The 25,576-nt window shown below is 42.9% G+C and carries 19 protein-coding genes; 3 read left to right on the forward strand and 16 right to left on the reverse strand.

The genetic code is table 11. The annotated features are described in order from the left end of the window. Window positions 1-6: 6 nt before the first annotated feature. The 6 genes from ACFSJE_RS11430 to ACFSJE_RS11455 all read right to left on the reverse strand — a co-directional run bounded on the left by ACFSJE_RS11430 (window position 7) and on the right by ACFSJE_RS11455 (window position 7,849). Complete coding sequence (locus tag ACFSJE_RS11430) at window positions 7-3,501, reverse strand: efflux RND transporter permease subunit (RefSeq protein ID WP_379831105.1); 3,495 nt, start codon at window positions 3,499-3,501, stop codon at window positions 7-9. 10 nt (window positions 3,502-3,511) lie between these two features. After that, window positions 3,512-4,696 carry an efflux RND transporter periplasmic adaptor subunit gene (locus ACFSJE_RS11435; protein ID WP_379831106.1) on the reverse strand — a complete coding sequence of 395 codons (1,185 nt, stop codon included), beginning with the start codon at window positions 4,694-4,696 and terminating at the stop codon, window positions 3,512-3,514. A 20-nt stretch (window positions 4,697-4,716) separates the two neighbouring features. Continuing rightward, complete coding sequence (locus ACFSJE_RS11440) at window positions 4,717-6,048, reverse strand: TolC family protein (RefSeq protein ID WP_379831107.1); 1,332 nt, start codon at window positions 6,046-6,048, stop codon at window positions 4,717-4,719. Then, a complete protein-coding gene (locus tag ACFSJE_RS11445) occupies window positions 6,049-6,654 on the reverse strand; it encodes a TetR/AcrR family transcriptional regulator (RefSeq protein WP_379831108.1) in 606 nt (201 codons plus the stop codon). Window positions 6,655-6,875: 221 nt separating this feature from the next. Further along, window positions 6,876-7,301 (reverse strand): hypothetical protein, encoded by a 426-nt coding sequence (locus ACFSJE_RS11450; RefSeq protein WP_379831109.1) that lies wholly within the window; start codon window positions 7,299-7,301, stop codon window positions 6,876-6,878. A 2-nt stretch (window positions 7,302-7,303) separates the two neighbouring features. Continuing rightward, window positions 7,304-7,849, reverse strand: coding sequence for an RNA polymerase sigma factor (locus tag ACFSJE_RS11455; RefSeq protein ID WP_379831110.1), 546 nt, complete (start codon window positions 7,847-7,849; stop codon window positions 7,304-7,306). Between the two features lie 173 nt (window positions 7,850-8,022). On the opposite strand from ACFSJE_RS11455, the gene ACFSJE_RS11460 reads away from it, so the two are divergent. Next, window positions 8,023-9,006, forward strand: coding sequence for a polyprenyl synthetase family protein (locus ACFSJE_RS11460; protein WP_379831111.1), 984 nt, complete (start codon window positions 8,023-8,025; stop codon window positions 9,004-9,006). Here ACFSJE_RS11460 and ACFSJE_RS11465 read toward each other — a convergent pair. The 6 genes from ACFSJE_RS11465 to ACFSJE_RS11490 all read right to left on the reverse strand — a co-directional run bounded on the left by ACFSJE_RS11465 (window position 9,003) and on the right by ACFSJE_RS11490 (window position 16,217). Continuing rightward, on the reverse strand, window positions 9,003-10,145 hold the full coding sequence (locus tag ACFSJE_RS11465) for a lycopene cyclase family protein (RefSeq protein WP_379831112.1): 1,143 nt from the start codon (window positions 10,143-10,145) through the stop codon (window positions 9,003-9,005). The two genes, ACFSJE_RS11460 and ACFSJE_RS11465, sit on opposite strands and share 4 nt — an antisense overlap. 64 nt (window positions 10,146-10,209) lie before the next feature. Next, window positions 10,210-10,680 carry a hemerythrin domain-containing protein gene (locus tag ACFSJE_RS11470; RefSeq protein ID WP_379831113.1) on the reverse strand — a complete coding sequence of 157 codons (471 nt, stop codon included), beginning with the start codon at window positions 10,678-10,680 and terminating at the stop codon, window positions 10,210-10,212. A 163-nt stretch (window positions 10,681-10,843) separates the two neighbouring features. Beyond that, a complete protein-coding gene (locus ACFSJE_RS11475) occupies window positions 10,844-12,448 on the reverse strand; it encodes a solute:sodium symporter family transporter (protein ID WP_379831114.1) in 1,605 nt (534 codons plus the stop codon). A 3-nt stretch (window positions 12,449-12,451) separates the two neighbouring features. Further along, window positions 12,452-13,318, reverse strand: coding sequence for an inositol oxygenase family protein (locus tag ACFSJE_RS11480; RefSeq protein ID WP_379831115.1), 867 nt, complete (start codon window positions 13,316-13,318; stop codon window positions 12,452-12,454). An 84-nt stretch (window positions 13,319-13,402) separates the two neighbouring features. Next, window positions 13,403-13,897, reverse strand: a complete 495-nt coding sequence (locus ACFSJE_RS11485; RefSeq protein ID WP_379831116.1) for a DinB family protein — start codon at window positions 13,895-13,897, stop codon at window positions 13,403-13,405. Between the two features lie 49 nt (window positions 13,898-13,946). Continuing rightward, window positions 13,947-16,217 (reverse strand): TonB-dependent receptor, encoded by a 2,271-nt coding sequence (locus ACFSJE_RS11490; protein ID WP_379831563.1) that lies wholly within the window; start codon window positions 16,215-16,217, stop codon window positions 13,947-13,949. Between the two features lie 78 nt (window positions 16,218-16,295). Here ACFSJE_RS11490 and ACFSJE_RS11495 point away from each other — a divergent pair, with 78 nt between their 5' ends. Beyond that, the gene (locus tag ACFSJE_RS11495) at window positions 16,296-16,952 is read left to right on the forward strand and encodes a metal-dependent transcriptional regulator (protein WP_379831117.1); all 657 of its coding nucleotides are present in this window, start codon (window positions 16,296-16,298) and stop codon (window positions 16,950-16,952) included. Next, a complete protein-coding gene (locus tag ACFSJE_RS11500) occupies window positions 16,952-17,773 on the forward strand; it encodes a ZIP family metal transporter (protein WP_379831118.1) in 822 nt (273 codons plus the stop codon). The genes ACFSJE_RS11495 and ACFSJE_RS11500 overlap by 1 nt, the downstream gene beginning before the upstream one ends. A gap of 6 nt (window positions 17,774-17,779) precedes the next feature. Here the strand turns inward: ACFSJE_RS11500 and ACFSJE_RS11505 are convergent, their stop codons facing one another. The 4 genes from ACFSJE_RS11505 to ACFSJE_RS11520 all read right to left on the reverse strand — a co-directional run bounded on the left by ACFSJE_RS11505 (window position 17,780) and on the right by ACFSJE_RS11520 (window position 25,562). Continuing rightward, window positions 17,780-18,904, reverse strand: a complete 1,125-nt coding sequence (locus ACFSJE_RS11505) for an efflux RND transporter periplasmic adaptor subunit (RefSeq protein ID WP_379831119.1) — start codon at window positions 18,902-18,904, stop codon at window positions 17,780-17,782. Between the two features lie 2 nt (window positions 18,905-18,906). Then, on the reverse strand, window positions 18,907-23,253 hold the full coding sequence (locus ACFSJE_RS11510) for a CusA/CzcA family heavy metal efflux RND transporter (protein WP_379831120.1): 4,347 nt from the start codon (window positions 23,251-23,253) through the stop codon (window positions 18,907-18,909). Between the two features lie 77 nt (window positions 23,254-23,330). Further along, a complete protein-coding gene (locus tag ACFSJE_RS11515) occupies window positions 23,331-23,729 on the reverse strand; it encodes a hypothetical protein (RefSeq protein WP_379831121.1) in 399 nt (132 codons plus the stop codon). An 84-nt stretch (window positions 23,730-23,813) separates the two neighbouring features. After that, window positions 23,814-25,562, reverse strand: a complete 1,749-nt coding sequence (locus ACFSJE_RS11520) for a glycoside hydrolase family 13 protein (protein WP_379831122.1) — start codon at window positions 25,560-25,562, stop codon at window positions 23,814-23,816. Between the last annotated feature and the right edge of the window lie 14 nt (window positions 25,563-25,576).

Consider the following 25,576-nt stretch of genomic DNA (forward strand, 5'->3'; position numbering starts at 1 on the left):
TATCAATCATTCGGCAACTGTCTCCGGTGTTTGATGCTTGGAGGTCCATTTTCGAATCCTGATTTTAAGTCTGTAGCTAATATTGAAAAGAACCGGTACAATAATCAGGGTCAAGAACGTGGCTACAATCAAACCGAAGATAACCGTCCACGCCAAAGGTCCCCAGAAAATTACGTTGTCACCACCCATATACACCTGTGGGTCAAAATCTGAGAACAGGCTAACAAAGTTAATGTTCAGACCAATTGCCAACGGAATCAAACCTAATACCGTGGTAATGGCTGTCAACAATACAGGGCGTAGACGTGCTTTACCAGCTTTAATGATCACATCGGTAACATCTTCACGGTTCAACAATTCATCATCCGAAATACCAATATCAATTTTCTTACGGTCGATGAGAATCTGGGCATAATCCAAAAGCACCACACCGTTGTTCACCACAATTCCCGCCAAGGAAATGATACCCATCATGGTCATCATGATCACAAATGACCAACCTGTGATAATCAATCCGCCAAAAACCCCGATAAAACTCAGGAATATGGCCATCATAATGATTGCAGGTTTGGAAACTCCACCAAATTGGAATACCAAAAGAAGCATGATCAATCCCAAACCGGAAAAGAAAGCACCCATCAAAAACGACATTTGCTTGTTCTGTTCTTCAATCTGTCCGGTGTAATCTATTTTTACGGTTGGGGGAAGTCCCTTGAACTCCTGCATTTCATTTTGGATTTCTGCTACAATGGCAGCTGCATCCGTGAATCCAGGTTTTAAGGCGGAGTACACCGTCACCACACGCTTGGTGTCCACGTGCTTAATGGCACTAAAGGAAGAGGTGTTCCTTTGATTGGCCACTGCGGAAACCGGAATCTCCTTAATCTGACCATTGGATGGATCCCTAAAAATGATATTTTGGTTGAACAAAGCACTGGTGTTGTAACGCAAATCTTCATTAAAACGGACGTTGATATCATAATCCTCGCCATCCTTTTTGTAAATACCTGCTTTATCCCCAAATATGGACCTACGCAACTGTTGGCCAACTTGCGCAACAGAAACACCCAATTCACCGGCTTTGGCCCTATCAACTTCAACCTGCATACCAGGTTTGCTCTTGTTCACATCAATTTTTAGCTCCTCAATACCGGCTATGTTTTTACTATTGATGAAATTACGCATCCGCTCCGCGGTGCTGATCAAGGTATCGTAATTCAACCCTTCAATTTCTATGTTGATGGGATAACCCGCTGGCGGACCAACGGCATCTTTTTCAACTGAAATGGTCACACCCGGATAAACCCCTGCCAAGGTATCTTGAATTTGTTGGCGCAGGTTTTCGGTGTCCAACCCATCTCTATACTTAAATTCACGCATGGAGAGTGTAATCTTTCCACGATGGGGCATTTCAGCAGCAGAACCTCCTTCGGTAAATGGGTTTTCCGCTCCCTTACCTACCTGGGAAACACTGGACTGAACCAAAAAGTTGAAATCACCCTTGTTGTACTTGCTCCTTCCGGTAACTCCGTAGACCCGTTCCTCAATGCTTTTGGTAATGGCATTGGTCTTTTCTATATCGGTTCCTTGTGGATACTCGATGTACACATAGATTTCATTGGGGGTGTTATCTGGGAAGAATTCCACCTTGGTCCGTTGTGAGCCCAATGACATTCCAAAGAAAACAAACGACAATATCAGAAGTAGGGAAGTAAATCCAAAATACCAATACACATTTTTGCCCCTAAGTGCCTTTTTCAATTGGTTTTCGTAAAAATTCTCCAAGCTTACCAAGCTTTTGGTTTGAAAACGTCTTGCCCAAGGTTTCAAGAAATATTTGTACAACCAGAACATGATGCCGATTACGATCATCAAGGTGCCCAATCCGCGAACCGGACCTCCCACGATGAAGATGAATAAACCAAAGCCTCCTAAAATGATGCTCAGTCGAATTAATTGTTTCCTGGTCAATTCTTTTTCACCTACCTGCATAAACTGCGATACCAACATGGAGTTCATGAAAATGGCCACGAACAAGGAGGAACCAAGCACCACCGATAAGGTAATAGGGAAGAAAATCATAAACTCTCCCATGATACCCGGCCACATTCCCAAAGGAACAAACGCGGCAACTGTGGTTGCAGTGGAAATGATGATGGGAATGGCAATTTCTCCAATACCCTTTTTGGAAGCTTCTTTGCGAGACATGCCTTCTTGGTCCATCAATCGGTATACGTTTTCAACAACCACAACTCCGTTGTCCACCAACATTCCCAGTCCCATAATCAATCCGAAGAGAATCATCGTGTTCAAGGTGTAGCCCAAAGCCGTTAGGATCATGAAAGACATAAACATGGACATTGGGATGGCAAAACCTACGAAAAGTGCGTTTCTAAAACCTAGGAAGAACATCAGAACCGTCACCACAAGAATGATCCCGAAAATAATGTTGTTGACCAGATCGTCCACTTGGTTCAAGGTTCTGCTAGAAGAATCGTTGGCAATGGTTACAGAAAGGTCTTTAGGAAAGTAATTTTCCTTGGCCTCTTCCACCAAAGCTCGAATTTGATCGGATGCCTCGATGGTGTTTTTTCCAGACCTTTTTTTGATGTCCAACATCACCACTGGCGAACCATGTTCCCGAGCGTAGGTAGTTTTATCCTCCTCTGCAAAGGTAACTGTGGCAATATCCCTTAAATAAATGGCGCCATTTTCGGACTTTACCACAAAGTCTTTCAGTTCTGATGGATTTTCAATCTCACCTATGATACGAATGGTTCGTCGTTGCCCACTGGTGACCAGGTTACCAGCAGACATAGTCATGTTTCCATTGGAAATGGCAGAGATGACATCGTCAAAATTGACGCGGGATGCCATCATTTTGTACACATCCACAGCAACTTCAACTTCCCGTTCCTGGGCACCACGGATATCAACCTCCTTGATTTGTGGGAGGTCCTCAATCTCATCTTCCAAATATTCGGCAAACTCTTTAAGTCGCTCAACAGGATAGTCCCCCGTTAAGTTCACATTCATGATGGGGAACGACTCTGCCAAGTTAAGGTCGAACACATTGGGCTCAACTTTGGCGCCATTAAAAATAGGCCAGTCTTCGCCTGCTTTCTCGGTATCAACCTCGTCTTTTACCTTTTGTTTGGCATACTGAACGGAGATGTCCTCATCAAACTCAACAATAATCATGGAGTAATCCTCTTGTGAGGTGGAGGTGATTTCCACCACATTACTGATATTTTTTAGGACATCCTCCAGAGGGTCTGTGACCAGACGCTCCATATCTTCCGCGGTGTTTCCGGGATAGACGGTACTCACATATATTTTGGTCTCTTCCACCTCAGGGAAATCTTCCCTGGGCATAGCAAAATAGGAAGACAGACCTATAATGAAGAATAACCCAATCATCACATAGATCACTGACGGATTGTCTATGGCCCATGACGAAAGGCGAAATTCCTTATTTGCGTTCTTTTTAGCTTTTTCCATTTGTGGTCAATTAGTTTTTAGCGGTTATGGTTGAGTCTATCGCTTTAACGGTTTGGCCATCCCGCACACTACGGGCACCTTCAACAATAACCTGACTTCCGGCCTTGATACCTTCAAGAACTTCAAGATAATCGCCTTGGGTCTTGCCGGGTTTAATGACTGATTTTTTGGCAACCACCTCTCCATTTTCTTCGGCTATGATATACACATATTGCTCACCCTCTGCATTTTCCGAAACCACACTTTGTGGAATAAGAATGGCACTTTCATTGGTGTAATCGTTGATTTTCACCTGTGCAGTCAGGTTCGGTTTTATATGTCCGCTGTTATTGGGTACAGGTATTTCAGCATTGAACGAACGGTTGCTAGGGTTGATAAAGTTACTGGTTTGGCGAACTTTGGTTGAAACGGATTCGCCCAAAACTGGAAAGTAAACATCCACCATTTTGCCAATGGTTACGTTAGGCAGATGGGCTTCAGGCACTTCCACATCAATATACATATCGGATAAGTTCACAATACGGAACACCTCAGAACCGGGCCCGGGCGATACCACGGTACCTTGATCTTTGATAACATCATCGATGATACCTGCGAAAGGTGCACGAATGGTGGATTTGCCCACTTGACTTTCCAACTGTTTAACGGCACTTTGTTGGGCCTCATAATTGGTTTTGGCCTGAAGAAACTGGATTTCAGAACCAATATTTTGCTCCCAAAGTCTTTTTTGACGCTCAAAAGTGGTCCTGCTCAATTCCGCTTGGGTCCGCATTTGGGCCAATTGGCTGGATAGTCCTCCATCATCAATGGAAGCCAAAACCTGTCCTTTGGAAACTTTCTGGCCCTCCTTAACGTAAACGCGGTACAAAGTACCGGCCATTTCTGGATAGATCAGCACGTTTTGCTTGGTCATTACATCACCTTGCAATTCCAAAAAGTGATTGAATTCCTCAGGTTGAACGGTAAGGGTGGAAACCAACGGCAACTTGGAGTTATCATCCAGTTCGGCAATGGCATCATCCAATTGTTTTACCTGATCTTCCAAGGCTTTTAGTTCTTCGGTAAGGGTATTGCGTTTTTCTCGAATTTTGGTGATGTCCTTCGTTTCCAAAACGCCTTCAACGGTGTTCTTGCCTCCACCGCCGCATGATGCGATGAGGATTCCCAATATTGATAGTTGAATTATTTTTTTCATGTGATTGAGTTGTTTCTTGATTATTGATTTAAAATAGTTTCCAGTTCGGTCTTCTTGTTGATGACGTCGACCATGGATTGCAAATATTCTTGTTGCGTGGTATAGAGTTGGGTCTGGGCCTGTCGTAACTCAAAACTGGTGGCCAAACCTTCTGAATATTTAATTTGATTTTTATTCTCGATGCGTTCCGCAAGCTCTAAGTTTTCCTTTGAGGTGCCATATTGCTCCACGGCTAGGATATAATCACTCTTGGCGCTTTCCAATTGGAGGCGAATCTGTTCCTGTGCCTCAGTTAATTGGGTTTTAGCCTTTTCCAGGGCAATTTTAGCCCGTTGGGTGCTCGCACTTCGACCTAAAGAACTAAAAATGGGAATGCTCAGGTCCACACCCAAAATGGATGATGCAAACCAAGGTTGACCACTGCTCAAGAAATTAAAACTGTCGCTGAAAGAGTTTCCGCCATAGTTGACAAAGGCGTTTAGCGTAGGCAAGGCCCGGCTTTTGGCCAGTTTTAGTTCAAAATAGCGCTGTTCCTGAAGGTTGGTGGCCAATTTAAAGTCCACATTGTTTTCGATTTTGAAATCTGAATCCAATAATCCCAGATCAATTTGTTTTTGGGTAAGGACATCCAAATCCTCGGTCAAAACAGTTTGGGTTTCCGTTGGAAGTCCCAGCACCAAGTTGAGCATCTGCAGCGTGATCTTTTCCAAACGCTGTGCATTCTTCAATTGATTGTCCACGGAAGAGAGCGTAATCTGCAATTGATCCACGCTTTCTTCATCGCCTAGTCCGTTCTCATAGATACGTCGGGTTTCATAGAGGTTTTTCTCCAAGGTTTCCTTGTTCTTTTCAGAGATCAAAACGCTTTCTTGGGCCAAGAGCACATTGCCATAGGCTTCAACCACGGCTTTTCTAACATCGAGGTCGGTCTTCTCTTTGTTGTTCTGGCTGTAATCCAAAAAGGTTTTCGTGGCCTGCACCCCCACAATGTATGATCCATCAAAAATCTGTTGTCGCAAGGTGGCCGTAGCCGATGCGGATTGGGGTTGACCAAACACGACCTCTTGATAGGTTCCGGGCTCACCACCAAAAAATTCGGCTGGAATCTGTGATACGGGTTGCTTCAATTGGTTTCGATAACTGATGTCTCCTGTGATTTGAGGTAGTCCGCTTGCAATGGTTTCCCATTTCTGTTTTTGGGCATCCACCAAATCCCGTGAGGCATTCATGGCGCTGTAGTTATGCTCTAAAGCATACTGAATGGCTCCATCCAAACTGAAACTGGCAATGGTGTCTTGCGCTGATGAAAACCACGGTAATAGTAGTAAAAAGCTGATTAGGGTTGTTCGCATTTATTCTTGATTTGAATTGATGATTGAGTTTAGTATTTTTCGTCCCTTTGGGGTTACAATGCCCCTTAGGTGGTATTCCAAATAATAGTCCATGAGTTGCGGCATGGAGAAAATCTGAACGGGGAAAAGCTCATTGTCCTTGATGCAACTCACTCCCGAAAAATAGATTCGGGATATAAAATCCACATTAAGGTTATCCCGGTAAATTCCCATTTCCATTCCGCGGCTAACGTTGTCTTTTACGCATCCCAACATTACTTCGTATTGCCGTTGCTTTAAGGTTCGGCTAATTTTGGGATAGTATTTCTGCAATTGGTATTGAGGGGATGATTTTTCGTCCTTTAGGTGTACCATCACAAATTTTTTGATCTCATACAGTTCCTCAATTGGGTTTTTTTGTTGCGTAATGATGTCATTGATGCCCCCCGAAATAACGCAGTAAAGATTGGATGTACTTTCCTCTACCAGTTCTGTCTTGTTCTGAAAATGAGAATAAATCGTCTTTTTGGAAATCCCCATCTCATTGGCCAAATCATCCATTGTCACGCTCTTAAAACCCAGGTTTAAGAACAGCTCCGTTGCCTTTTGTATAATCTTTTCCCTCATAATGAGCGGCAAAAGTAACTCAGGAAACTTTAAAAACAAAAAAAGTTTCCAAGGTTTTACAATTTTTTAACGAAGGCATAAGCCTGGGTTATCAAGGGTGCCAACCAACGATATATTGACGATAATGGAAATCTTTTTTGGACTGGATCGTAGATTTTGATCGTAAACTCCAGAAAAAGGATTTGTACTGACGCTTAAAGCGTTCTTGAATGATGTTCTTTTTACTCGGTATCATGATTGTCGTTTTTGATTCGTTCCACGTAATTTTTATAAGCTTCTGCACCTTCTTCTTTCCAAAATTGCTCGTAGTGTTTCCACTCGTCAAAGTCTCTTCGCATGGTACTACATCGATGTGTCGCTTTAAACTTCTTTTTGTGACTGGATTTGCCTTTATTTTTTCCACCTCCACCACCAAAGCCAAACAAAAGTTTAGCGATAACGAAGATGCCCAGGGCTTGCCAGTAGGTTATTGTCGTGAGGCCAAACAGGTCGGGCATGAGCCAATTCCACAACCACATGAGTGCGTAAATGGCCAGTAAAAACAACGCAATTCCAAAGATGACCATGGCAATTATCTTGACCACTTTTTTTACGTAGTGTTCCACGTTTCGCTCCATTTTTTTCTCAAAGTCTTTAGAATGTTCCATAATTACATGCTTTTAAATTCTTTTATATTTTCTAGATTTTTTAATAATAATGACATGGCGCGATGTCTTCGCGACATTAAGGTGCCAGTAGAAATACCAGTTCTTGATGCGATTTCTTTATAGGAGTATCCTTCAAAATCAATAGCGATGATAATGTCCCTATAAACAGGTTTCAATTCCGTGACCGCATTTTTCAGGGCTTGTTCCATTTCAGGGGAATATGAATTGTCTGCATCCCCATAAAATAGCTCGGCAAAGTCCTGCCATTGGCGATCAATGTCGTCACTGGAGTATTTGCGCTCTTTTCTTCCGCGCATGATATCAATGATCCGGTTTCGGATTGCGCTGTACACAAAACCTCCAATATTGTTGATAGGCAATATGTCGTCCGCCTTTGAGAATACCCGTAACGCCACGTCCTGCACAATGTCCTCCGCATCTCGTTCCGAGGTGTCGCGAATTTTGGACTGCACATACGATCTCAATGAATGATACTCTTCATCGAAAAATGTGGTTAGGTTGTTTCTATTCTCTGTTTTGGCCGCCATTTAAATAAAGGACTGGTTGTGTGCTTCATTTGTAAAGACGAAGCATTTCAAATCTATTGCATTTTTGGAGCAATTTTTTTTCAGGATGTGTAATTAGCCGGTTGGATGCTTTGTTTCTCAGGGATTTATCGGATTTTGATATTTTTCGGGTTTTTGAATGTATTTTTGGCTCTATGGCAAATAGTGATCGCATTGAGCAATACAGGGATTCCTTTGTTTCATACTTAGACTCAAGGACCAAGTTTGGCGAACCCCAAAATCTGTATCAACCCGTTCAATATATATTGGGGTTGGGAGGGAAGCGCATGCGTCCCGTCCTTACTTTAATGACCGCGGAGTTATTTGGTGCAAATCACAAGATGGCAATGGATGCCGCCCTCGCCATTGAAATGTTCCATAATTTTTCCTTGGTGCATGATGATATTATGGATGATGCCCCCTTGCGAAGGGGAAAAACCACCGTTCATGAAAAATGGGATGTGAACACAGGAATCCTTTCTGGAGATGCCATGTTGATTTTGGCCTACCAATTTTTGGAAAACTATCCACCTGAAGTATTCAAAAAACTCACCATGCTTTTTAGTCAAACCGCTTTGGAGGTTTGCGAGGGTCAGCAATATGATGTTGATTTTGAAACCCGTGATGATGTCACCATTCCAGAATATCTAAAAATGATTGAATACAAAACTTCGGTTTTGGTGGCCGCGGCCATGAAAATGGGAGCCATTGTGGCCAATGCATCGGATAAAGATGCCAATGCCATTTATGAGTTCGGTCGAAATTTAGGTATTGCATTTCAGCTGCAAGATGACTATCTGGATGCTTTTGGAGACCCCAAAACGTTTGGAAAGCAGGTTGGAGGTGATATTATGGTGAACAAAAAAACCTTTTTGTATCTGAAATCCCTAGAAAATGCATCCAAAGAAAACCGGGAAGGGTTGTTGCATCTATATTCCATAAAGCCTGAGGATTCTACCGCAAAAGTGGAAACGGTGAAGGCTATTTTTGAAGAAAGTGGAGCTGTTGAAGAGACCAAAGCTGAAATCAAAAAGTATACAGAAAAAGCGTTCGCCACTTTGGATCAAATGAACCTCCCAGAGGAGAATAAGCAAGCATTACTTCAATTTGGGGAAAGTTTGATGCAACGCAACGTTTAAAATAGTCTTCCCCACAAAGCTTTCAGAAAAGGTTTGGGCTTTGGGGCTGAAACAATTTTCAGTTCGTCCCAGAGGTTGGATTCATTCCCTAGAAACTTTAAAATCAATGAAGCTTTTCTTTTTTGAAAGAGCGATTCAAAAATGGATTGCCCCAAATGATTGTCTTTATAGAGAATGTCCAACAACAACATGTCGTAGAACCGATATCGGCTTCGTTTATAAAACTGAGTAAGTGGTTTTCCTTGCTTTAGATGATTTACCAAACGGTTAATTTGTTGGCTGGTGTTGTAAAAAGTGAATCCAGTGCTTGGTTTGGCCCATCCTCCGGCAACACCAATATGAAATAACCGTTCCGTATTGTGCTGATGAAAGGGATAGCAGGTCATGGGAATGGTACCAAACTCCGTTTCTTGGATAGTGTAGGGAGTGTCGTTGTATTTTTCTTTAATGTATTTTTTGATGGCTTCCTCGTATTCGTTTTTTTCCAAAAGCTGTTCTGAAAACAGCGTGTATTCCACCAAGGCTTCACTTTCAGAAAACGGAAGCACATACATAAATCGCGTATTTCCTTTTTGCGGTATAGAAAAGTCCATAAAAGTAGCTTCGGATGAATTAAATACCGACTGTTCGGTTTTTATGCTCCATCCGAGGAAGTGTTGCTGCAAAACAGGAAATGTCCTTTGCTTTAGAGGGATAGAAGCATCATACAGGCTTGAAAATACCATTTGTCCGGTAAATTTTTGGGATGCCGTGCTTACCTCAACCTCATTTTTCCTTTCTTCAATATGGGTAACCTCTTCTTTAACCAAAGTAATGTTGGGATACGCTTTTACCTTCGGTAAAAAGTGATTGTAAAAGTCAATGCCCTTAAGCATCTTATAGGTGTATGGCACAATGGAAGTAGATTTGTCCAATTCTTGTCCGGCCACATAAATGCTATCCCAAGTTTTGTAGATCAAATCATCGAAATCACCTTTGCCTTTTTCCCAAAAACACCAAGTACGGTCGTTTTTGGATTTGTCATCTTTGTCCAATATCAGAATGGTTTTGGAAGCAAAGAATTCATCCTTGCCCATAGCATCCGCCAATAGCAGACCTGAGGCACCGGCACCTACAATAATATAGTCGTAATAGGACATGAAGTAAAAATAAGCAAAGCAAGCTTAGAAAAAAGAAACTACTTTGCCAAGGGAACTTTACCTGCTACTCACTTTTCCCAGGGATGGACTCAGGCCATGTTTTTCGATATTCGTCCATAGTGGCCTCGTAACTTGTCGCTAAAGAATCCGCTTCCTTTTCAGAATACAAATCTTTAGCCTTTACGAAAAAGTCCTCTTCTTCATCTTCAAGATGATGTTCTACTTTTTCCACCAATTTTTTTAGGGTCGCCAACCAATGGGGAGAACTCATATCGGTGCCGGTTAGCTCCTCGATTAGTTCATCCATTTCATGATGTTCGGCCATACCATGCCGTGCATCTTCCTGCATTTCGTCCGTATCAATTAATGGGGAATAAAAATAGCGTTCCTCAGCAAGGGCATGTACTTCCAGTTCCTTTTTAAGCGTTGTCCAGAGTTCTTTTCTTTCTTCGGAGTCTCCCGATGTATCAATTAGCTTATTGCATAAATCTCGTTGAATATCATGATCTTTTTTAATGGCCTCGTAAATTTTCATCGCAGTATGTGTTTTATGTTTGAAAGTAAATTAGGGGTACGGCCCAAAATTGATTGACCCAAACGATAAAATTTTTGGCGGAAATGTATCATAGGAATTTGGATAGCTAAAATCCAAGGTTGAAACTTCTAAAAACAAAAAGAATTAGGTTGGATGGAATGATTTAGCCTATATGGCCCAAAAGCACATAAACGGCCAATGTGGCCAACACCAAGAATATACTAAAACCCTTTGCGTATTTCCATTGGGTGACATCGACCACCCCAATATCTGTGATGCTAAACGTATTGACCCTGGGTGACCAGCGCGATACCAATAGCATCACCCCGATATTCAACACAAACTCAATGCCCCAAAGATGCACGTAGTGCAAATTTACCTGCAAGATAAAATTGGTGACTACGTAGAAAATCAACCCAAACAACAACCCTACTTTGGCTCCTTTAGCGGAAACCTTTGGTAGAAAGAATCCAGCCAGAATCACAGTGGCCATCGGAATAAAAAAGATGCCATTGAGCTGTTGCAACAACTGGTAGAGTCCTCGAGGCGCATGAGCAATAAATGGGGCAATACCAATGGCAAAAATGGCCAATAAGGCCGAAGTGGTCTTTCCCATTTTCACCAATCGTTTTTCACTGGCGCTTTTGTTCACATATCTTTTGTAGATGCCCAAACTAAATATGGTGGCCGCACTGTTCAAGGCGCTGTTGAAGGTGCTTAATATGGCACCCATCAATACGGCTACAAAAAAACCGGTCATCCAAAAAGGGAGTACTTTTTTGACCAAGCTGGGATATACCAACTCCTTTTGGTCGTAAAACGTTTCGTTGAAATAGTAAAAGGCAATGATTCCGGGGAGAACAATGATCAGGGGAACCAAGATTTTCAACAGCCCAGTATAGAGCAATCCTTTTTGCGCTTCTTTTAGGTTGACAGCGCCTAAAGCCCGCTGGATAATTGACTGGTGCATCGTCCAAAAATAGAGCTGGTTGATGATCAATCCAGTGAACAATACCCCAAATGGCATAATGGCATCGCGGGAACCTTCGCCCACAGAAACTTCATTGCTGATGACATTGAATTTCTCCGGGGCTTTTTCAAAAACTAGTCGCAAGCCTTCAAAAATATGGCCATCCCCAATATTCCAAAGTGCCATAACGGGAATGGAAATGCCCGCTATCAATAAACCAAAACCATTGATAGTATCGGTATACGCTACCATCTTTAATCCGCCGAAAATGGCATAGACCGCACCAATGCAGCCTACGGTGACCACGGTTAACCAAAGTCCTTCATTTTGGGTAATGCCCAGTAGCCCAGAAATGTCAAAAATCTGTTCAATGCTGATGGCTCCTGAGTAAAGAACGATGGGTAAAAGCGTGGAAACAAAGGAAATAATCAACAAAAATGCTATGATGGTCCGGGTGAGGCCATCAAAACGTTTTTCCAAAAATTCTGGGATGGTGGTCAGCCCCATTTTCAAATAACGAGGTGCAAAATACAAGGCGGCAGCTACCAAGGCCAATGCCGATGTGACCTCCCATGCAATGATGATTCCACCATGCTTATACGCATCACCATTCATGCCCACCAAATGCTCAGTGGAAATGTTGGTCAACAGCAAGGAACCTGCAATGACGATTCCAGTTAAGCTTCGCCCTCCTAAAAAATACCCATCTTGGGTGGAAAGCTTGTCCTTTCTTAGTTTCCAGCTAGAATAGGCAGCCACAAAGGCTGTAAAAACAAAAAAACTGATGAATTGTACCATCCGCTAAAACCGAATCGTATCAGGGAGGTATTTAGCGGCCAAATCTTCATAATAAGGGCGTAGTTCCTTTACATTGGGTTTTACAGGTGCCTTGGTATAAAGGTCATACGGGTTGAATTTATTCACCCACTTGAACATTTCATGATCGTGCTTGTCCATCAAGTGGTCGTACGCATGCTCTCGGTGCTGGGCATAAAAACTATGGTACCGAATCATGTAAAGTCCTTCTTCGGGGAGATAGTCTTTCATCACATGGTAGAGGTACTCGTCGTGGCCCCAGGACAGATGCACATTACGCAAGCCGCAGTTTTCTTTGTACACACCTAGTTTGGTGTTGAATTGTTCATTGTCGATATCTGGATTGGCTGAAAAGAATTCTGGATACACAATTTTGTCGGAAAACTGGCAGCCCACTGGGAACGTATCGCCCACCACAGCCCATTGCGGCTCACCGAACAGACAGAGTACTTTGCCCAAATCATGAAGGAATCCTGTCAACACAAACCAATCGGGTTGTCCATCAGCACGAATAGCCTCCGAAGTCTGTAAAAGATGCTGGGTCTGGTCCAAATCAATGTCAGGGTCGGAGTCATCCACTAAGGTGTTGAGATACTCCACGGCATCCCATAATCCCATTTCCCTACGATTGAGCGAAAGGAACTCTTTTTCCTTTTCCATCACAAAATCATAGGTCTGAAAAGTGTGGTTCATCCTGTAGAATTCCTTTACGGTGTCCCGCGCGGGGTCATCGTAGTTTCGGAATTCTTCTTTGGATTTAGTGGGTTTCTCGGGGTAACGTTCCAACAAATCGTCTTCCCAAAGCTCCATCATGTCATGGGCTTCTTTCTTTTGTTCTGGGTTTAGTTTCATTTTGTGCAAATTAAGGGTGTGCACCCTATTCCCCTAAAAGTAGTTTTTTTTTGAATTAAATGCTAAAGGCACAATACTTTACACTTAAATAGTATCTTTTGCATGACGAACCCACCTTGGTGCATCATCAATTTGTTGCCGAAGCAATAGATTGAGTTGGGCCGCATGATGTTGAACATGCCGCATGTTGTAAAGCAAAATTTCAACCACATTATAATCCATGGTTTTGGATTGGTTGGTCCAATGATGTTGAATGGATTCTTTCGATAATTCATGAATCAATGACTTGCATTTTTTTCTGCAATAGCTCAAATATTCAAGAACTTCTGTCTTGCTATAGGTGCGAGGGGGCATTCGATCCTCAAATTCAGATTCATCAAATGGTAGGGGAGGAGTAAAATTCACTGGGTCTGGAGTAAGATAGTAATCCAAAAAGAAGATACAGTGATAGGCATTATACCAAAACTTTTCTTCATTGTCCCAAATGTCCTCAGGGCATAGTGAGATGGCATTTTGTAACATATCGATACTGGCGCCAAATTGGCTCCACAAAATGGATTTTAGCTGGTCTGTTTTCATTGGATGGATTTTGAAAGAGGTTTCACAAGATAACTAAACTTTCTCCACGCTAAAAGACCGTATACCGCAACCCAAAAAATCCGCGGATACCTTGGTTTGGCCCATACACATAACCAGGGTCAAACGTTAGCGCATAGGGATTGTCTGGAGTGGCCACAGCATTGCCATTGGCATCAAACGTAACGTTTTTGTCAAAAGGGTCATTGGCGCGTGCAATGATAAAAGGGTTGCCCCTATTTGGTGTCCAATCCAATAAGTTTTTTATTCCGCCATACACCTCAAAATTATTCAGTCCTTTGTAGGTGAACTGAATGTTTTGGATGCTCCATGTGGGTGAATATTCCTGTCTGGGGTCAAGTTCACCCAATAGCGGTAATCGCATGGGGCCGTAAAGATTTCCGGTATAGTCCACTGCCAAATCTAAACTCCGAAACGTATATGAAAGATTCCATGTAGCCGTAATACTCTCGGTTAAGATTTGTCGTCGGGTGACCCCATTTTCCGTATTGCTCACATCCTGCCAAGTGGCCCCTACCAAAAATTTGAGACCGCTTGGAAAAGCAACATCCAAATTGGCACTGATACCTCGGGATATAGATTTTCCATCTAGGTTATCGTAGATAATTTGGTTGGGATTGGTATCGTAATCTGGTAAAATTATATTGGAAAAATGGGTGTAAAATGCGGAGGCATCCAATCCAATGAAGGTACCATTATCGCTATAGATTTTTTTCAGATAGTTGAGGTTGATGTTTATGGAGCGTTCTGGTTTCAATTCTTCGGTGATGATGACCTCTCTGGACCCGGTAAGCGCGGCATGATCTTCCGTAAACAAATTCACCACTCGAAAACCGGTACCAAAATTCACCCGAAAAATATCGTTGTCGGACATTTTCCATTTATAAGCTGCTCTCGGCGTAAAGATGTTACCGTGTCTTTTGTCATAATCGTATCGGAGGCCAGCCAAAAAAGAATGCTTTGGTGCCAATTTAATTTCATCTTGGGCAAAAACACTGGGAATCCATATATTATCCGCCTCTGGGGTGGCAGGCGTATTATCATCATAATAATTATAGCGGATGGCACTTCCAAAAAGCAGGTCATGTCCACCTAGGGATTTATCCCAAGTGAGTTGCGCAAAACCTATACGTTGGTCGGCCAAATATTCGGTATTTCCATACACCGAGTTTTGATTGTGATCATTATAAGAAACGGACAGCAGCACTTTTTCCTCTATGGGCAATTGGTATTTCCCCAAAACCTCCCATCGTCGGGTGTAGATACTTTCCCCATAAATCTCATTTCCACCTCGAAATTCTGGTGTCCATTGCATTTCGCCACCCCAGCGGTCTTCATAAAAAAAGCGGCCGGCCATGGAGAAGATTCTGGATTCGTTTCGTTCAAAATCCCATTTTTGAAAGAGTGAAATTCGGTCTTGCAGGGTCAGATCAGTAAAATTATCCCCGTTGTTATCCACCGGCACATCGTAGTTGAAATAATTAACACCCAGTAGCAAATCGGTTTTATCACCCACTTCGATTTTGCTTCCTACGTCCAAATTGTATTCACCCCATCCGGTGACAAAACCATCCGCGAAAAATTCGGGCGCACTCAACGCATTTTTAGTGATGATGTTGATGAGGCCACCAACCGCTTCACTGCCATAAAGGGTAGAGGCAGGCCCTTTAACGATTTCAATCTGCTCAATAAGCGAATTGGGGATGCCGGTTAGGCCATACACCGTTCCAAGACCGCTTACTATGGGCATCCCATCGATAAGAACCAAGGTGTAGGGGCCTTCCAATCCGTTGATATGGATATCTCCGGTGTTACAGACATTGCAATTGATCTGTGGCCGAACCCCATTTACATTTTGAAGCGCATCAAACACACTGGCAGTGGGATTCTTTTTCAAAAAAGTAGGCGAGTAGACTTCTACCGGCACTGGGCTTTCTAATCGGCTAACGGGTTTTAAGGTTCCTGTTACGACCGTTTCATCTAAACTTTGGGCCGATGGCTCCAGTTGTATGTTGATGATTTTGGCCTCACTTGAACGTAAACTGATTTTGGTTTGATAGGGTAAATAACCCAAGGAAGTCACGAGCAATGTGTAGTCGCCTGGATCAATATTGGTCAACGAGAAGTTGCCATCAATATCCGAAGCAGCACCCTTGTTGGTTTCTTTAAGCAACACATTCGCCAACGGAAGAGGCTCACCATTCTCCGTGACTTTCCCACTTATGGAAGCCAATTGGGCAAAGGAGTGGCTGCTCCACAATGCTAAGCATAGAATGACGATATGTTTACAGATTAATTTCAGGTTATATAAAATTAAATTTAGACAAAACTAAAAATTGGTTTTGACAAATAAAAATGTATTTTTGAAAAAATTATTTTCATGACCCGTTCCGAAGAGAACTATTTGAAGACCATTTTTCATTTGGGAGGCAATGATGCCGTCCCAATAACCACTAATGCCATTGCGGAACAGATGGAGACCAAACCCTCATCTGTGACCGACATGGCCAAAAAATTGGCGGAAAAAGGGTTGGTGAATTACAAAAAGTATCAAGGAGTCTCCCTTACCGAATTGGGAACCAAGACTGCTTTGGGAATTATTAGAAAGCACCGCTTGTGGGAAGTTTTTCTGGTGAAGAAATTGGATTTTTCATGGGATGAGGTTCATGAAGTCGCTGAGCAATTGGAGCATATCAAGAGTGAAAAATTGATTGATAAATTGGATGCGCTTTTGGAATTCCCCAAGTATGATCCCCATGGAGATCCCATCCCTACAAAAGACGGAAAATTTCAGGAGCGCGACGAGCAATTGCTCAGTGAAATGAACGTCAATTCCAAAGGAGTTTGTGTGGGGGTGAAGGATTCATCGGCACCTTTTTTAAAGTTTTTGGACAAGAACCAGATTGCTTTGGGCAAAAGCATCAAGATTTTGGATATTGAGGATTTTGACCAATCGCTTCATATTGAAATGGAAGGGAAAGAGCTTCGAATTTCCCACCAAATTGCATCGAATCTGTATGTAAAAAAGAATGAATAATGGAACACGTTATACACTATTTTCAGACTATTGACCCAATTTTGGCGGCCTTTTACGCCACACTTTTTACATGGGGCCTCACCGCTTTGGGAGCAGCGTTGGTTTTCTTCTTTAAAACCATGAACCGAGCTGTTTTGGATGGAATGCTTGGATTTACGGGAGGCGTTATGGTAGCGGCCAGTTTTTGGAGTCTTTTGGCCCCTGGAATTGAAATGAGTCCAGGTGAAGGTTTCGTAAAAGTGATTCCAGCGGCAACCGGATTTTTATTGGGCGCCGGATTTATATTTGCTTTGGATAAAATATTGCCTCACCTGCACATTAATTTTAAGTTGAGTGAGGCTGAGGGAGTCAAAACGCCTTGGCACCGTACCACTTTATTGACCTTGGCCATCACCTTGCACAACATTCCCGAAGGACTCGCGGTAGGCGTACTTTTTGGTGGTGTTGCTGCCGGTTTTGAAGGGGCAACCATTGGCGGGGCCGTGGCTCTTGCCTTGGGGATTGGCCTACAGAACTTTCCTGAAGGATTTGCTGTTGCCATGCCTTTGCGCAGACAAGGCTTGAGCCGCACAAAAAGTTTTATGTACGGTCAGGCTTCGGCCTTGGTGGAACCCATTGCAGCGGTACTGGGCGCTTGGGCCGTATTGACATTTCAACCCATACTCCCTTACGCCCTTTCATTTGCCGCGGGAGCCATGATTTTTGTGGTAGTGGAGGAGGTGATTCCAGAAACTCAACAAGACCAATACACCGATATCGCCACTATGGGTTTTATCGGTGGATTTATCATTATGATGACCTTGGATGTCGGCCTTGGATAATCAAATTTATCCGCCAATCAAGTCAAAGACACCCTTGGTCAAAAACTGGTCAGTTTCAGTAAGGCTTGTTGAAATTACCTCGGTATAGCCACCGTAAGTGCTTCCTTGCTTAATGGCTACACGCTCAAAGGTGTACCCCCCATCTTGTTTTTCAACCAACTTTAATACATAAAAATTTCCTTCGGATTCGATGACGGCTTCTTCAGGTAAAGACCATGTTTTAGTGGTATCGGTCATGATCAAGGCATCCACAAACATGCCGGGAAGAAAATTTCCCTGTTCGTGTTCCAAATGCCCATGGACCTTAATGGTTCTTTTAGCATCATCAATGGAAGTACCCACCAAATGGACTTCGGCCTTAAAGGCATCTTCGGAGGCTTCCGGAATTCTGAATTCAATTTTTTGCCCTTTCTTCACTTTTAAGATGTCTTTTTCAAAAACGGTAAGCTCCAGATGAACGTGGTCATTGTTCACAATTTCCAAAATCTCCGTTGCTGGGGAAACATAACTTCCTTTGGCTATGTTCATTTTTGTAATACTGCCCGAGATGGGAGCATAAATGGCGGCTTGGGATGAAATATTCCCTTGCTCCACCTTGCTTGGCGAAATATTCAGCATCTGTAGTTGTTCGCGTAATCCTTGGTAGCGGGCCTTGGCTGTTTCATAGTTGCTTTTGGCCTGAAGGAAATTCTTTTGGGAGGCAATTTTTTCATCAAAAAGGGTCTGGTTTCTTTCGAACTCTGTTTTTAGGAAATCCAGTTGGTTATACACCTCTAAATAGTCTTGTTGCATTTGTACAAATTCCTGATTCTCCAGAATGACCAAAAGCTGACCTTTTTTTACTTGGTCACCTATCAATAAAGAGGTTTGCTTTACAAAACCACCCATAAATGCGGTAACGCTCGCTCTGTTTTCTGGTGGAACATCGATCATTCCAGAGGTTTCCACCATTTTGGGGAATGTTCTCCTTTCCATGGCGCTTATGGTAAGATCATTGGTGTTGAATTGATCTTGGGTTACTATGATGTCTGTTTTTCCCCTTGTTTCTGCGGAAGACGAATCTTCATTGTTCTTATTGCCACAGCCCATCAATAGAAGGATAATGGCGACGAATTGAAATATATTTTTCATGATTAAAATGTTATTGTCAAGTAATTAATGGCGATTACAGTTTGATTGTATTGATTGAGAATATCCAAGTAATTGATTTGGATATCGTAGGCGTTTTCCAAGCTTTGGATGTATTGGAAAAAGTCGATTTCTCCGTTTTGAAAGTTCCCGGTAGCCGCTTTTAAAATCTGGTCCGAAAGTTGACCACCTTCATCTTCATAATAGGAAAGTTCCTTGGCTTGTTGGTCCAACTGACCCAGCAACGTTTTGTAACGCTGGTTCATGGACACCGTGATCTCGGTATTCTCCATCTCGGTTATTTGCATCTGGATTTTGGACGATTTTACCTTGCTGCTATGCCCAAAGAATAAAAGGGGAATACGAACCCCCAGTTGAACGCCATACAATGATGCACCCAGTCCGCTATTGGTACCTTGAAAGTATTGCAAGTTAAGGTCCGGCAACAATCTATTTTCCTCCAAGCTTTTCTGCGCATTGCTCAACTCTTGCCGATTGTCCAAAAATGAAGCTTCTGTTTCCATCATACCTTGGGAATTCAAGACCATGAGTTTTTCTGGTTTTTCATCAATGATATCCAAGGAATCTTCACTTTGGACCAAACTCATAATTTTACCATGCGCAGTCAAAATTTGCTGTTTGATTTTGGAGTAGGTGTTTGCTATCTGTCGTTGCTTTGCGGTTGCGGTGACTTTTTCCAAATAATTGGTCTCACCCAATTCAAAACGTCTTTGGGCCGCATGCGCAAATGAGCCATAAATGCTATCCAAGGTTTTGTAAAGCTTTGCTTTTTGATTCAACGTTTGGTACTCATAATACGCATAGCTCAACGATTGGTACAATTGCTTCTTCCGAATCTCAAAAGATGATTTTTGTAGCTCATAGTTTGATTTTTGAAGCCTGTTCTTGGCACCATACACCGTAGGAAACTCAAACTGCTGTTGTGCCCCAAAAACTTTTAGGGGTTCCCCGTTGAGCGCAAGGTTGTTTTCATCGTAATGGTAATAAATATCCGTTTTATCGAACTGAAATGCAGTTCCCTTTAAAGTTTCCGCTTGATCTACCAACAAAGATTCAGCCTGTATCCCTTTGTTATTTTCAAGGGAAAGTGACATTAAATCCTCTAGGTTCAATTGGGTTTGTGAAAACCCAGAAGCCGCAATCAAAAGCAATAGTAGGGTAAGCGTGTTCTTGTTGATTCTGCGCTCTCTTCTTCTTTTTCTCATTCCGCGGAATTTAATGTTGTGGGTGTAAGCATATAAAACAGGAAGAACCACCAAAGTAAGCATGGTAGCCGTTACCAATCCACCAATAACAACAGTGGCCAAGGGACGTTGTACTTCAGCACCAGCGTTTGTGGACACTGCCATGGGCAAGAACCCTAATGCCGCCGCCGATGCAGTCAATAGAACGGCCCGCAATCTGTCTTTTGTTCCTTGTTTAATGAGGTCTTCCATAGAATCGAAGTCTTTTCCTTTGAGTTCTTTGAAGTGCTCTATGAGCACAATACCGTTCAACACCGCAATACCGAATAGGGCAATGAACCCAACCCCTGCGGAAATACTAAAAGGCATATCGCGTAGCCAAAGTAAAAGCACACCTCCCACGGCTGATAATGGAATGGCCGAGAAAATCAGCAAAGCTTCTTTCACCGAACCAAAAGCAAAATACAGCATGATGAAAATGAGCAATAATGCAATGGGGACAGCAATCATTAAGCGGGCTTTGGCGTTTTGCAAGTTTTCAAATTGACCGCCATAGGTGATGGTATAACCTGGGGGCAAAGTGATGTTTTTATTGATCAATAGTTGCACATCGTCAACCACAGATTGTAGGTCACGGTTCCGAACATTTATCCCCACAACGATTCTACGCTTGGTGTCATCCCTTGAGATTTTGGCCGCTCCTTTCTGATAGGTGATTTCGGCCAGCTCACTCATGGGGATTTTACCACCGTTGGGGATGTCCACATATAGATTCTTGAGATTGGAAATATCCTGACGGTTTTCCGCGTCCAATCGGACGGCCATATCAAATTGACGTTCTCCTTCAAAAACGCTGCCTACAATTTTACCAGCGAAACCCATCGCAATCATTTCGTTGAGGTCGGCAATGTTGAGCCCGTGACGTGCAATTTTTGCTCGGTCGTAGGAGACATTCATTTGGGGCAGCCCTTCCACTTTTTCGACGGTAATGTCTGATGCTCCTTCTACATTTTGGATAAGGGTTTTGATTTCATTTGCCTTTCTGTTCAATGTTTCCAGATTTTGCCCAAATATCTTGATGGCGATATCGGCACGAACCCCGGTAATCAGTTCATTGAAACGCATTTCAATGGGTTGGGTAAATTCAACCTCCATACCAGGAATAACCGCAAGTGCTTCTTTGAACTTGTCCGCAAGTTCATCCTTGGTTTCAGCGGATACCCATTCATCTTTTGGCGCCAAGGCAATGATCACGTCGCTTTCTTCCATCGACATGGGGTCCGTTGGCACTTCTGCTGCACCAATTCTGGTTACTACTTGTTTTACTTCGGGAAACTGATCTAATAAAATCTGTTCAATTTTTGTAGTGGTCTCCACCGTTTTGGCCAAAGAAGTCCCAGTTTTAAGTATGGGCTGAATTACAAAATCGCCTTCGTCCAAGGTGGGCACAAATTCACCGCCCATGGTGGTAAACAACAAAATGGCACCAACCAAAAGTGCGGCAGCAAGAGAAAGCACCAATTTTTTAGTTCTCATGGCCCAATCAATGACCGGTTCGTATTGTTTGTTGATCCAGTTGACCAATCGAGTGGAGATGCTTTTTGCTGACTCTTTGGAGGGTTTTAAAAACAAGGCAGACGCTACTGGAACATAAGTGAAACAGAGTAAAATGGCTCCCAGTAGTGCAAAACTGAAGGTCAATGCCATGGGTTTGAACATTTTACCTTCAACCCCGCTCAAGGATAGGATGGGGATAAAAACAATCAAGATGATCAACTGCCCAAAAACAGCGGAGTTCATCATTTTTGTTGCTCCCTTTAAGGTGATGTCATCTTTGATGGACTGCACATCAGTTTTTCCCAAATTGGCAATTTCAGCCTTCCTTTGGGTGATTTGGAACGCAATGTATTCCACGATGATCACCGCTCCGTCGATAATGATTCCAAAATCAATAGCGCCAAGACTCAACAGGTTTGCATCCACCCCAAAAATATTCATGAGGGTAAGGGCAAACAATAAGCATAATGGAATAACGGATGCAACCACAAGCCCCGAACGCCAATTGCCCAGAAGCAATACAACCACAAAGACTACGATCAAACAACCTAAGATCAAGTTTTCGGTTACGGTAAAAGTGGTACGTCCTATAAGTTCACTTCGATCCAAAAATGGATTGATGTATACTCCTTCGGGCAAGGATTTGGATATGGTGGCCACCCGTTCCTTAACGGCTTCAATTACCCGTTTGGAGTCGGCATCTTTTAGCATCATAATTTGGCCGAGTACTTTTTCACCTTCCCCGTTGCCGGTGATGGCCCCAAAGCGAGGAGCACTGCCAAATCCGACCTTGGCCACATCCTTTATATATATTGGGATGCCATTTCTTGTGGTAACGACGATGCTTTCGATGTCCTTAAGGCTACCCACCAATCCTTCACCTCGAATAAAGTACGCTTGGTTTACCTTTTCAATATATCCACCACCGGTTACACTGTTATTCATTTCCAATGCGGCGAACACTTCTTTGGCAGTAATATTAAGCGCATTTAACTTCTGGGTCTGGATGGCCACTTCATATTGTTTAAGACGACCGCCCCATGTATTGACTTCCACGACACCTGGAATTCCTGAAAGTTGGCGTTTTACAATCCAATCTTGGATAGTTCGGAGTTCTGTGGCATCGTATTGATCCTTATACTCGGGTTCCACATCCAGAATATATTGGTAAATTTCTCCCAAACCGGTGGTAATGGGTCCCATTTCCGGGGTCCCGAAACCTTCTGGAATTCGGCTTGAGGCAGATTTAATTTTTTCTGCAATCAATTGCCTGGGTAAATAGGTGCCCATATCATCCTCAAAGACGATGGTAACGACCGACAAACCGAACTTTGAAACCGAACGGATTTCTTTTACGCCAGGCAAGTTGGCCATTTCCAGTTCCACAGGATAGGTGACAAATTGCTCCATATCTTGCGTGGACAGGCTGTTGGAAGTAGTTAAAACCTGTACTTGGTTATTGGTGACATCGGGCACTGCCCCGATAGGTATTTGTGATAGGGAATATAAACCTACAAAGGCTATAAACGCTGTAAATAGGAGAACAATGAACTTGTTCTTTATACTAAAGTTGATAATTTTTGAAAACATGATTCATAGGGAATAGATAGCATTATAAATTCAATAAGGCTTCCGAAAAAGAGTTCAGCAGGGCTGAAAACTATGAACTATGCTTGTTTGGGTGGCTGAAACAGACCATCTTCCCATATTTGGGAATAGGACATGTCATAATGGAAATTACCCGAGTTTGAATTGGGTATTTCGGCACGAGTTTCCAAAATAGGTTTAGGACTTACCATAAAAACAACAAGATGGGAACAATGGGATTGGTGTTGAAAGGGTAAACTTTCATGTTCCTCTTGTTCTTCTTGATGTTTCTGACTATGCTCCGTTTTTTCCTCCCCGTAATGTTTCGATACAAAGGTGAGGAAGTTATCGCTGTACGTTTCTTGGTGAAATTGATAGTGTTCCACAAGCGAACCCAGCTCCACCAAATCTTTGAAATGGATGTTGATGCTCTGCAAAAAGATGAGCATGGAGAGCGATATGGAAAACAATCGTAACATTGAAGGCATAAAATTACAAATTATGCCATGCACATGAATGGATGGTAACTAATTTAGAATCAGTCTGATTTTATGGTAAAACTCTCAATCCATCTTTAAAATGACGGCCTGATAGGGTAATAAACGCACTGTTTTGTCAGTAATGTCCAAATCAGTGTAGTTGTTGATCACAACCGTAGATGGATTCCCATCCAAGTTTAGGTCGAAAGTGGTGTCTTCCTCAGAAAAATTAAGTAGGACCAACATCTTTTCGTCACCCAATGTTCTGGTATACGCATACACCGTAGGGTGCTCGGGTACCACCAGTTGATAGTCACCATAGACCAATACGGGATTTTCTTTGCGCAGTATGGTCATTTTTCGAAAATGGTTCAATACGGAGTTTTCATTGGAATTTTCCTTCTCCACATTCAATTCCATATAGTTTTCATTGACCGGAAGCCAAGGGTCACCTTCAGAAAATCCAGCGTTTTTGGTAGCATCCCATTGCATGGGTGTGCGACCATTATCGCGTGAGCTAAAATTCAATAGTTCCATGAACAGTTCCATATCTTCACCTTCGTCCAATGCTTTTTGATAACCATTGATGGCCGCAATGTCCTGGTACTGTGAAATGGAATCAAAATCAATATTGGTCATGCCCAACTCATCCCCATAATAGCAATAGGGTGTACCGCGCATGCTCAGAAGAAACGTGTTCAAGAGTTTGGCCGATACGTCCCGGTATGCTTCACTATCATTTCCCCAGCGGCTCACCATTCGGGCTTGGTCATGATTGGCCAAGAAAATGGAAAGCCAACCATCATGGGCAAATTCTTGGTCCCATTTGGTAAAGACCTCCTTCATAGTGGCCAAATCATACCCTTTGTATTTTGGGATGTCCACCCCTTCAAAGGCATAGGCCATGTTCAATTCGTTGCGGTCTTGGTCTACCAGTTCGTGGGCATCCTCAAAATTTCGTCCGGCACCTTCTGAAACACTCATCACATCATATTTGCTGAAAACGGCTTGGTTCATCTCTTTCAAGTATTCATGTAGCCCATCTTGCATGGCGTAATATTGAATGAAATCCTTTTCAAAACCATCTGGAAACTTGGGATAGGTGGTGTCCTTCGCCGCAAACTGAAAGGCATCCAACCGAAATCCATCCACCCCTTTATCTGCCCAGAACTTCATAATATCATACACCTCTTGGCGCACTTTTGGGTTGGACCAGTTCAAATCGGGCTGTTGTTTGGCGAAGTAATGCAAGTAATAAGCATTGGTCAACGAATCGTATTGCCAAGCATCTCCTTTGGCATCGAACAAACTATAGCGATAGGGCGGATTCCCCTTTTCAGCGGGCCACCAGTGGTAGTAATCCCGATAGGGATTGTCTCGTGAACTTCGGGATTGTTTGAACCATTCGTGTTCATTGCTACTGTGGTTGACCACAATATCCATGACCAGTTTAATACCCCTTTGGTGCATGCCGTCCATCATTTGGTCAAAATCTTCCATGGTGCCGAATTCTTCCATGATGTTTCGGTAGTCGCTGACATCATACCCATTGTCTGCATTGGGGGATGTATAAATAGGATTGAGCCAAACGGCGGTTACACCAAGACTCTGGACGTAGTCCAACTTTTGAATGATGCCCTGTAAATCACCCACGCCATCACCATCGGAATCCTTAAAACTCCTCGGATAAATTTGGTAGACAATGGCCTCTTTCCACCATTTTTGATCTTGTGCGGGCATAGCTTCTTTTTGCTTTGAGCTGTCTTTGCATGCGCTCACTACAAGTAGAACCGCGAGGATGCATACTCCGTATTTGAACCAAGTCTGTCCCATCATGTTAATTTTAT

Source organism: Flagellimonas iocasae, from assembly GCF_042682725.1.
Lineage (GTDB): Bacteria > Bacteroidota > Bacteroidia > Flavobacteriales > Flavobacteriaceae > Flagellimonas > Flagellimonas iocasae.